This window comes from Rhodopseudomonas sp. BR0C11 (assembly GCF_010820945.1).
GTDB classification, from domain to species: Bacteria; Pseudomonadota; Alphaproteobacteria; order Rhizobiales; family Xanthobacteraceae; genus Rhodopseudomonas; species Rhodopseudomonas palustris_H.
In genome coordinates this window covers 1-9,364 of sequence record NZ_QTKI01000171.1, presented here as the reverse complement: position 1 = coordinate 9,364, position 9,364 = coordinate 1, and the positions used below count along the sequence as shown (strand labels likewise).

Here is a 9,364-nt window from a genome sequence, read left to right as displayed (position 1 = left end):
CCCTGCGGCGGCCTGATCGTCGATACGGCCGACCGTCGGCCTTTTGCGGTAACTACTCACCAGCCCCCATTTCAAAGCTTCGTTTGCGCCAATCGAATGCGCGTTCTGTCGCCGCCGTGACACTATTCCGGCGTCAGACTGTGTCGTGCATTCAGGTTGGGGTGGTTGCGATGAAGCAGCGAATTCTCGGTAGCAGCGGAATCAGTGTCGGTGAGATCGGCCTCGGTTGCATGGGGATGTCGCCGGAGTTTTACGGCTCCTCTGACGACGCCTCATCGCTGCGCACGCTGGAGCATGCCTACGAACGCGGCGTCACGCTGTACGACACGGCCGACATGTACGGCCGCGGTCACAATGAGCAACTGCTCTCGTCGTTTCTGCGCGCACACCCGGACGTGCGCATCGCCAGCAAATTCGGCATCGTCCGTCAGGACAATGTGCTCGAGCGCACAATCGATAACTCGCCGGCCTACATCGTCCAGGCTTGCGACGCCTCGTTGAAGAGGCTCGGCGTCGAGGTCATCGATCTGTACTACGTGCACCGCATCGACACCAACCGGCCGATCGAGGAAACCATCGCCACGATGGCGCGGCTGGTCGAGGCCGGCAAAGTCCGCGCGCTCGGCATTTCGGAGTGTTCGGCGGCGACGCTACGCCGGGCGCACGCCGTGCATCCGATCGCCGCGGTGCAGAGCGAGTACAGCCTGTGGACCCGCGATCCGGAAGCCGAAGTGCTGCCGGCGTGCAACGAACTCGGCATTGCCTTCGTGGCTTACTCGCCGCTCGGCCGCGGCATGCTGACGGGGGCGATCAACGATGCCAGCAGCTTCGAAGCGAACGATTACCGCCGCCGTTCGCCGCGGTTCGTCGGCGACAATCTCGATGCCAATCTGAAGCTCGTGGAGAAGGTCCGGCAGCTCGCGGACGCTAAACGCTGCACGCCGGCGCAGCTTGCGATCGCCTGGCTGCTGCACCAGAGCGATCGGATCATTCCGATCCCCGGTACGCGGCGGATCGCGACGCTGGATGAAAACCTTGGTGCATCCGAGGTGTCGCTGAGCGCGGATGACCTTGCGACCATCCGCGAGGCGCTGCCGGCCGACGCCGCCGTCGGCGCGCGCTATCCGGACAGTGCGCTGGCCGGGCTCAACGGCTGAGACCGACCAGCGGAATTGAGACTAGGTCTTCGGAGCGGCGGCCGGTGCCTTGTCGAAGAAGCTGTTGTAGCAGGCGAGCCGCTCGTCCTCCTCCTTTAGCAGGCGACAATCCGCCGCAGTCTTGGCCGGCTTCGCTTTGGCACCCGCCTTGGTCGCCTTCGGCTTCGGCGGATACACCGCATCGAAGCAATCCAGCCGCTCCTTGGTGGCGTCCTCGATCTCGACGCAGGCCTTCACTTGATCAGCAATCGACGGCTTGGCAGCCGCCGTGTGCTTGGCCGCCTTGTGGCCCTTCGGCTTGATTTGCACCAACGGCTGATCGCCCACCATCGGCGTCCCGTTGGTAGCGGCCGGCGCAGTGCCGGCAGCCGGTGCATTGCTCTGCGCCAGCGCCGCGCTCGACACGAGCAGCGCGGCAAGTACCATGATCGTTCTCATCGAAATCCCCGTCCCTTGCCCCGTACCACACGCGGCTGGCCGCCGCCCGCGGCGATGATCCTCAAACCGGAGCCGTCGGGTGCCGTCAAGCACGCCGGCTGCCGCAGCCCTGGTCCTTCCACCACTCAGCACGGCGTTGCGATTGCGGCAGGTTTTGGGCAAGCCCACTCGGCTCCACATCTGCCGCGACTGGCCAGATGAGCGCCGAGGCGCTACAGCAGCACCGATGAAACGGATGCTGATCGTCCTTGCCGTCCTGATACCGGCCTCAGCCGGTGCGGAACCGCACAAATCGGCGGCGCCTGTGGCGCGCGCAGAACCGAGTAGCGCGCCGACGCGCCCACTCGCGTCCGGGCGAAATCCATGCTCGGCGTTCGGCCCGGGTTTCGTTCAGGTCGAAGGCGGCACAACCTGCGTCAAGCTCGGCGGCAGCATCAGCGTCGGGGCCGGCGTGCGCCGCTGACCCTCGGAGCCTTCCGTACTGGAACCCACCGGCTAATACCGGATTATGGGTCTCATGACGTTTTTGCGACAGGTTCCCACCCAGACCGCGGCTGCCCCGCATCCGGCTGTCCGCTTCGCCCCGCTGGCCGGGCTGACGCTACTGCTCGCAGCGCCGGGCCTCGCCATCCAATTCGGGCTGCTGCCGTTCGAGTACCGGATGGGCGCACTGATCGTGGTGTCGGCCCTGTGCGTTGGGCTGTGCCTGTGGGCGGGCTTCTCTTTCACCGAACTCGGCTTCGGCCGTCCGCACCAATGGCGGCATTGGCTTGGAGCTGTTGCGGTCACTAGCCTGATCTCGGCGGTGATGCTGCTCCAGACCCGGTTGTTCAGTTTCGACGCGCAGCCACCGGCCTGGCTCAGCTTCGCACCGTTCTACGTGCTGGTATCAAGTCCGTGCCAGGAGGTGGTGTGCCGCTCGATTCCAAAGCTAATCACGGACCGGATGGAGCACGGCGGCTGGGCCTATGTGCTGTATTCCGCCGCGCTGTTCTCGCTGATCCACCTCTGCTACGGCGATCCGGCCCTGCTACTCAACACCTTCCTGCTCGGCGTGGTGTGGGGATTTGTGTACTGGCGCACACTCAACATCTGGCCGCTGATCGCCTCGCACGCCGCCGTCGGCACCCTCGCCTTTGCGCTCGGGCTTGCCTGATCGGCGTCCTCAAATCTCGAGCTGGGTCCCAAGCTCGACCACACGGTCGGTCGGAATCTTGAAGAAGGTCGTCGCCCGCGTCGCGTTCAGCGTCATGAACGTGAACAGCCGCTCGCGCCACAGCGCCATGCCGGGATTGAGGCTCGGCACGTAGGTTTCCCGGCTGAGGAAGAACGAGGTCGACATCATGTTGAACTCGTGCCCGAACTGTTTGCACAGCGAAAGCGCGGCCGGAACGTCCGGCGTCTGCATGAAGCCGTAGCGGATGATCAGGCGATGGAAGCCGTCGCCGATATCGGTCATATGCACGCGCTCGCTGTCCGGCACGTAGGGCGTTTCGGCCGTACTCACCGTCGTCAGGATGACGCGCTGATGGACGGTCTGATTGTGCTTCAGATTATGCAGGAGCGCCGGCGGCACGCCATCGGTCGCGGCGGTCAGAAACACCGCCGTGCCCCGGGCGCGCGAGACGTTCGGCCCCAGCGCGCGCAGCACCACGTCCAGCGGCACCGCCTGCTTCTTGAGCTGCTTGCGCACCAGCGCTCGCCCACGCCGCCAGGTCGTCAGCACCGTGAACGAGATGAAGCCGATGAACAGCGGGAACCAGCCACCCTGCGCGACCTTGATAATGTTGGCGGCGAAGAACGCGAAGTCGAGCAGCAGCAGCGTGCCGATCACCACCGCGACCACGGCCGGGTGCCATCGCCACAGCAGAGCGGCGACGAACGACACCAGGATGGTGTCGATCATCATCGTGCCGGTCACGGCGATGCCGTAGGCCGCCGCCAGATTGCTCGATGACTGGAAGCCCACCACCAGCGCCATCACGGCGAGGTAGAGGGTCCAGTTGGTGAAGGGCACGTAGATCTGGCCGGCCTCCTCACCCGAGGTGTGAACGATCGTCATCCGCGGCAGCAGGCCGAGCTGGATCGCCTGCCGAGCCACCGAGTAGGCGCCGGAGATCACCGCCTGCGACGCGATCACGGTCGCCAGCGTCGCCAGCCCGACCATCGGCACCACCATCCATTCCGGCCCAAGCCGGAAGAACGGGTTCTGGATCGCCGACGGATCGTGGATCAGCAGCGCGCCCTGGCCGAAATAGTTCAGCAGCAGCGCCGGCAGCACCAGGCCGAACCAAGCCAGACGGATCGGAAAGCGGCCGAAGTGTCCCATGTCGGTGTACAGCGCCTCACCGCCGGTGACGGCCAGCACCACCGAACCGAGCGCGTAGAAGCTCATCAGCGGATGACGGAACACGAATTCGATCGCGAAGGTGGGGCTGATCGCTTCGAGCACTTCGGGCGCATGCACGATGTTGGCGATGCCAAGCAAGGCCAGCGTCAGGAACCACAGGCACATGACCGGGCCGAACAGCCGCCCGACCAATCCTGTGCCGCGCGACTGGATGGCAAACAGCAGAGTCAGCACCACGGCCGTGATCGGCACCACATAGGCCTTCAGGTCCGGCGTGACGACTTCCAGGCCTTCCACGGCGCTGAGCACCGAGATTGCCGGCGTGATCATGCTGTCGCCGTAAAACAACGCGGCAGCGATCACGCCGAGCATCATAAGCGGATAGTGCACGCGCCGGCCGCGCGTCAGTTCGGTCACCAGCGCCAAAAGCGCCAGGCTGCCACCCTCGCCGTGGTTGTCGGCGCGCATGATGACGATGACGTACTTCACCGTCACCAGCAGCATCACCGTCCAGAACACCAGCGACAGCACGCCGAAGATGTTGTCGGGCGTCACCGGAATCGGGTGGTGGCCGGCGAAGGTTTCCTTCAGGGCGTAGAGCGGGCTGGTGCCGATGTCGCCGAACACGACTCCGATGGCACTGACCAGGAGACCGATGCCCTTCTTCTGCTGGCTCATTGCCTATCCTCGGGCCGCCTGGGCGGATGCAATAGACGCGGGGCACAGCACCCGCCGCGCGGGCGCCGCAGCCGGACCATGAGCCGGCGCGCTGCGCCGAGGTCCCCGGGGCAGCACTCGAAATCGGTCCCGCGTCTGTTGCATGAAGGCTACGCCCCTTGATTGACCTGGATCAGGGGCGCGCGGCGCCGACGCTCCAGGACGTGGTCGAGTGTGTGTTGATTCGGTTGAAGCCAGTCAGGCGCGGCTGCGTCGATTGCCTAGAAGCATAGGTTTGTCACCATGTTTCCGCGCTTGTCCTTAAGCACATAGGGGCAATCGCTCCGCTTCAGCGCCGCCTTGGCGTCGGCATTGCCTAGCGCGGCAGCCTTCTCGTAGTACGCTTTGGCCGCGTCACTGTCCTTCGGACCGCCGCGGCCGGCCTGGGCGAACGCGCCCATTTGCAGCAGAGCACCGGGGTGCCCCTGCCCCGCCGCCTTCTCGAACAGAGCTCGCGCGCCGACGTCGTCTTTCGGACCGCCGATACCGTCGGCCATCATCATGCCGAGCTGATATTGCGCCTCGGCGTTACTCTCCGCGCCCTTGGCAAGCAAGGCTCGGGTTTTCACGGGGTCGGACGACGCCCCACCGCCGAGCGCCGCCAGATTGCTGATACCGCGCGGGTTGCCCGCGGCCGCAGCACGCTCCAAGAGCTGCCGCGCCTTGGCATCGTCTTTCGGCAGCCCGACGCCGGTCGCGTAAGCCACGCCGAGTTCAACCATGGCTGCGCTCGAGCCCTTGTCCGCGGCCTTACGGTACGCGGCCATCGCCTCGGCGGTCTGCCCGCCGGCCGCATAGGCACGACCGAGCGCGTACATCGCCCGGCGCGATCCGGCCGAAGCAACACGGCAGTACTTGATGGCGGTCGCGACATCGCCGGGCGCGATCTCGGTCACGCCTTTCACATCGGCGGGTTTGTCGGGATCGGCCGGGTCAGCGGCGATCCGATCGCACAACACCAGATCGGCCGACTGCGCGTGTGCGGAGGTGATCGCGCCCCCAAGTAACAGCGCGAGCAGGACAGCCGATCCGTCGGCGGCCCACGATCTCGTCATCATCATTCATCCCCAAACACGCGGGCCGCGCCGGCCCCCGGCAAGCAGCCTCCGGCCGCCACAGGCAGCCTCGATCGGGCGCAATCTAGCCAATCCCCACGCAGGTTTAAACTGACCCGGCGCGACAAAGGATTGTGGAGGAGACCTGCGGGTCGTCGAAAACCGCCTTGCCGCAAGCATCAGGATGGGCATCGGGCTCCGGCTTTTGCCCTGCGCCAGCCGCTCGGTCGGACCGCCCCCGTGTCGGAACTATTGCATTTGCGCGTCGTTCAAGCCGGCAGTCTCAGCCAAGGAAGAACCTAATGACGATTTTGAAATGGGCGCTGATCTTTCTGATCGTTTCGATCATCGCCGGCATCTTCGGATTCACCGGAATTTCCGCCGCGTCTGCCGACATCGCGCGGATTCTGTTCTACATCTTCGTGGTGATTTTCGTCGTGCTGCTGATTCTCGGATTCACGATCTTCAGAGCCTAATCAGTACGCAGCGCCCTGCGCTTCGGCGCAGGGCAGCCATGATCTGCTTCCTGTTTGATCTGGCGCAAACGGTGGCCCGCCACCTTCGACCAAGGTCCGGTTCGCGTCGCCGATATTCAATATTGCAATGCAACATCGGCTCCACTAGGTAAACGCACTCAACCCGGGGCCGTCGATGAGCGAAGACTGGAATACCAAATATGGCGTGCGGCGCGTGCGACGCGACCCGCCGACTCTCGAAGAAGCGATCTTTGCGGCGGCCGGCATCACCGACGACGTTGACTCGCAGGCGGAGATTGCCGCGTCCCTGATGGGGATGCCGATCGAAGCCGTGTTGAAGGAAGTCCGGAAGTCGGCCCGTGCCTCGGCACGAACGTCGCGGGTGATCACCGGCGAACAGGGCTTCCAGCGCTCGGTCGTGGTTGAGCGCCGGGTGTCGCGCCGGATCGTCGGCAACGACAAGCGAATCTGACCGGCCTGCGCGCTCGGCCGTTCGAGCCAGCCTCTGACCAAAAAAGAACGCCGCGGGCTGTTAGCACGCGGCGTTGTTGTTTTGCGGTGCCGGATCGTCAGGCCGCGCGATTGAAGCCCGACATTCGCAGAAACAGGTTCCAGCAAGCCTGATTGAAGGAGATCAGCGCATTGGCCGCGCCGCCCGGAATGTCGATCGAGCGCGCGGGCGCGACCGTGTCCGCCTCGTGCTGGAGATCAATCGTGCCGGTCGACTCGCCCTGGCGGAAGGTCAGGTGCGCGCCGAACTTGTTAGCGAGCGCGCGCATCGCCTGGTTCTGCGAGCCGGTGGTGATCCGCAGCTTCTCGTAGCCGAGCGAGCGTGCGACCTCCATCAGCTGCTTGAACAGAATGCTGCCGATGCCCTTGCGGCGCAGATGGCTTTCCACGCTGAAGGCGATTTCGGGAAGCGAGTCGATGTGCAGATCGGGCTGATGCAGCTCAGCAGCCGCATGCACAGAGCCGTCTTCCGCAAAGAATGCGATGATGATGGTGCCGTCGCCGCCGCACTTCATGGCGTAGCGATCGATGAAGCCTTCGTCGGCGAAGCCATTGAAGCGATCGCGCCGGCTTTCGGCATCGAGGCGCAACAGGTGATCCCGCAGCAGCGGCAGCTCTTGATTGATCAGGGATCGGATCGTCCCTTTTGAGCCGGTGAGATCGGCGATGAGAGCGTCGTGCATAAGTCTTCTCTCCTCTCGGGATGACCCTCAAGGAGGCGTTCTCTTCCCTAGACAGAAGTCATATTGTGCATTGCACAATAATATTCAAGACCCATTCGCAGGCGACGCCTAGGAAAGAACGGCGGAGAGCCCTCGAACTTTCGCAAAACCTATCTAAACTAAGGCGGTTAAGGAAGCTTGAGGCAGCGCAAACGGTGCTCGGGGAGCGGTTTTGCGTCGCACCCTCGTAATCTTACGGAGGGCTCAAACCTTATCATAGCACCATCTGCGTCTGCGTGACCACGGCCACCAGTTTGCCGTCCTCAGTCTCGATTCGGGTCTGCCACACCTGGGTGCGCCGTCCGCGATGCACCGGCGTGGCGGTCGCCACCACGGTTGAGCCTGCCCTCGCCGGGCCAATGAAGTTGGTCTTGCTCTCCAGCGTCGTGGTGCCCTTGGCATCGGCCGGCAAATTGATCACGGTCGCGGCCGCGCCGACGCTGTCGGCAAGCGCCATCACCGCGCCGCCATGAATACTGGCCCCGACGGTGCAAAGATCGTCACGCACCAGCAGCGTGGCGACGACACGGTCGGGTTCGGCTTCGGTGAAGCGCAGCCCCATCAGCGCCGCGAACGGCAGCGGAATTGAATTGATCTTCTCCAGCGGCGTCATGGTCGCGCCTCCCCTGCCCGCCGATGTGGCGACGGCGGCGCGGGCTGCCGACCGTCGCTCATTTGGATTTGTCAGGCGGACCGATGCCTACCGGTCCGCCTCGATGCAATGACCTGTCAGGTCATCGACGCGGCGCGCGAGCTGTGCCTCAGACCGGCTCGACGCCGCACCATTCGGCAATGAACAGCGCCGTCGCCTTGGTCGATTGCCGCAGCGAGTCGAGATCGACGTACTCATTGAAGCCGTGCATCGCCGCACCGGAAGCGCCGAAGCAAAGACTGGGGATGTTGTAGTTGAGGCCATAGAACCGGGTGTCGGTCAGCGCGGTGAACACTAGATCCTCGGGGGCACCGCCATACACCGCCGAGAACGCCTTGCCGAAGGCTGCCTCGGGTTCGGCCGAGTTGGTGAGCTCATAGCCTTCCGACAGGAAGCCCGACCACTCCACCTGCGGCGGATTGTTCGACAGGAAGCGGTGGTTGCGCGCCGCCGCGGTGACGCAGGCCATGATCTCGGCCTGATGGTCGGCGACCGACCAGCCCGGCAGGATGGCGATGCGGCAATCGACGTCGCACCACGCCGGCACGCTGGACGCCCAGTCTCCGCCCTTGATAATTCCAGGATTGAAGTTGATCGGATGCGGCACGCTCTTGAAGTGGCGATCGCTCGCCGCGCGCTTGTTCCACTCCTCCTCGAGCTTCTCCAGCGCGTGGATCAAGTGATACGCCGCGGTGATGGCGTTCGATCCCGAGCCAGCCTCGAACACGTGGACCGGGAAACCGCGCACCTTCAGCCGAAACCAGATCACCCCGACCTGGGAACGCACCATCTTGCCGCCGGTCGGCTCGGGAATGAAGCAGGCATCGGCGCGATAACCGCGTTGCAGAGTCGAGAGCGCGCCAACGCCGGTGCTCTCCTCCTCGATCACCGATTGAAAGTGAATCCGCCCCGTCGGACGCAGGCCGGCGGCCTTGATCGCATCCAACGCATACAGCGCGCCGATGGTGCCGGACTTCATGTCGCATGCGCCGCGGCCGTACATCCGGCCGTCCTTGATCGCGGGCGAAAACGGCGGAGTGTCCCACATCTCCATCGGCCCGGTCGGCACGACGTCGCAATGCCCCTGCAGGATCAGCGATCGGCCGGCATTGGTCGACGGCCGATAGGTGCCGACCACGGTCCGCGCTTTCGAAAAATCGTGCTCGATCGGACCGTAGCCGCGCAGATCCTTGAGATCCTCGAGGTCGATATGCCAGTCGTCGACTTCATAGCCGCGCTGCCGGAGCAGATCTCCGATCATGTCCTGGCACGGTCCCTCGGCCCCGC

10 protein-coding genes are annotated in these 9,364 nt (G+C 64.5%); 4 read left to right on the top strand and 6 right to left on the bottom strand.

Annotated features, from left to right (window positions below):
• Positions 1 to 170: 170 nt before the first annotated feature.
• Positions 171 to 1,157, top strand: a complete 987-nt coding sequence (locus tag DYI24_RS14455; RefSeq protein ID WP_164572783.1) for an aldo/keto reductase — start codon at positions 171 to 173, stop codon at positions 1,155 to 1,157.
• A gap of 21 nt (positions 1,158 to 1,178) precedes the next feature.
• On the opposite strand, the gene DYI24_RS14450 is transcribed toward DYI24_RS14455, so the two are convergent.
• Positions 1,179 to 1,595, bottom strand: coding sequence for a hypothetical protein (locus DYI24_RS14450; RefSeq protein ID WP_164572782.1), 417 nt, complete (start codon positions 1,593 to 1,595; stop codon positions 1,179 to 1,181).
• 508 nt (positions 1,596 to 2,103) lie between these two features.
• On the opposite strand from DYI24_RS14450, the gene DYI24_RS14445 reads away from it, so the two are divergent.
• Complete coding sequence (locus tag DYI24_RS14445; RefSeq protein WP_164572781.1) at positions 2,104 to 2,751, top strand: CPBP family intramembrane glutamic endopeptidase; 648 nt, start codon at positions 2,104 to 2,106, stop codon at positions 2,749 to 2,751.
• Positions 2,752 to 2,760: 9 nt separating this feature from the next.
• On the opposite strand, the gene DYI24_RS14440 is transcribed toward DYI24_RS14445, so the two are convergent.
• Together DYI24_RS14440 and DYI24_RS14435 are read right to left on the bottom strand one after the other, a co-directional pair.
• Positions 2,761 to 4,623, bottom strand: coding sequence for a potassium transporter Kup (locus DYI24_RS14440; protein ID WP_107344909.1), 1,863 nt, complete (start codon positions 4,621 to 4,623; stop codon positions 2,761 to 2,763).
• 260 nt (positions 4,624 to 4,883) lie between these two features.
• Positions 4,884 to 5,720, bottom strand: coding sequence for a tetratricopeptide repeat protein (locus DYI24_RS14435; protein WP_164572780.1), 837 nt, complete (start codon positions 5,718 to 5,720; stop codon positions 4,884 to 4,886).
• A gap of 299 nt (positions 5,721 to 6,019) precedes the next feature.
• On the opposite strand from DYI24_RS14435, the gene DYI24_RS14430 reads away from it, so the two are divergent.
• Together DYI24_RS14430 and DYI24_RS14425 are read left to right on the top strand one after the other, a co-directional pair.
• Positions 6,020 to 6,193: a DUF1328 domain-containing protein gene (locus DYI24_RS14430; protein WP_164572779.1), complete on the top strand. Its 174-nt coding sequence runs from the start codon at positions 6,020 to 6,022 to the stop codon at positions 6,191 to 6,193.
• 175 nt (positions 6,194 to 6,368) lie between these two features.
• Positions 6,369 to 6,665, top strand: a complete 297-nt coding sequence (locus DYI24_RS14425; RefSeq protein ID WP_011158576.1) for a hypothetical protein — start codon at positions 6,369 to 6,371, stop codon at positions 6,663 to 6,665.
• A 97-nt stretch (positions 6,666 to 6,762) separates the two neighbouring features.
• On the opposite strand, the gene DYI24_RS14420 is transcribed toward DYI24_RS14425, so the two are convergent.
• From DYI24_RS14420 to DYI24_RS14410, 3 genes are all read right to left on the bottom strand, one after another.
• Entirely contained in the window at positions 6,763 to 7,386 is a 624-nt protein-coding gene (locus DYI24_RS14420) for a GNAT family N-acetyltransferase (RefSeq protein ID WP_107344911.1), read from the bottom strand.
• A 253-nt stretch (positions 7,387 to 7,639) separates the two neighbouring features.
• A complete protein-coding gene (locus tag DYI24_RS14415; protein ID WP_164572778.1) occupies positions 7,640 to 8,038 on the bottom strand; it encodes a PaaI family thioesterase in 399 nt (132 codons plus the stop codon).
• A 148-nt stretch (positions 8,039 to 8,186) separates the two neighbouring features.
• Positions 8,187 to 9,364 (bottom strand): ArgE/DapE family deacylase (locus tag DYI24_RS14410; RefSeq protein ID WP_164572777.1); only part of this gene is annotated, 1,178 nt, incomplete at its 5' end.

What these genes read in the sequence shown, in the direction of transcription:
- DYI24_RS14440 (WP_107344909.1), bottom strand. Translation starts at nt 4,623, where the DNA reads ATGAGCCAGCAGAAGAAGGGCATCGGTCTCCTGGTCAGTGCCATCGGA.
- DYI24_RS14430 (WP_164572779.1), top strand. Translation starts at nt 6,020, where the DNA reads ATGACGATTTTGAAATGGGCGCTGATCTTTCTGATCGTTTCGATCATC.
- DYI24_RS14415 (WP_164572778.1), bottom strand. Translation starts at nt 8,038, where the DNA reads ATGACGCCGCTGGAGAAGATCAATTCAATTCCGCTGCCGTTCGCGGCG.
- DYI24_RS14420 (WP_107344911.1), bottom strand. Translation starts at nt 7,386, where the DNA reads ATGCACGACGCTCTCATCGCCGATCTCACCGGCTCAAAAGGGACGATC.
- DYI24_RS14435 (WP_164572780.1), bottom strand. Translation starts at nt 5,720, where the DNA reads ATGATGACGAGATCGTGGGCCGCCGACGGATCGGCTGTCCTGCTCGCG.
- DYI24_RS14450 (WP_164572782.1), bottom strand. Translation starts at nt 1,595, where the DNA reads ATGAGAACGATCATGGTACTTGCCGCGCTGCTCGTGTCGAGCGCGGCG.
- DYI24_RS14445 (WP_164572781.1), top strand. Translation starts at nt 2,104, where the DNA reads ATGGGTCTCATGACGTTTTTGCGACAGGTTCCCACCCAGACCGCGGCT.
- DYI24_RS14455 (WP_164572783.1), top strand. Translation starts at nt 171, where the DNA reads ATGAAGCAGCGAATTCTCGGTAGCAGCGGAATCAGTGTCGGTGAGATC.
- DYI24_RS14425 (WP_011158576.1), top strand. Translation starts at nt 6,369, where the DNA reads ATGAGCGAAGACTGGAATACCAAATATGGCGTGCGGCGCGTGCGACGC.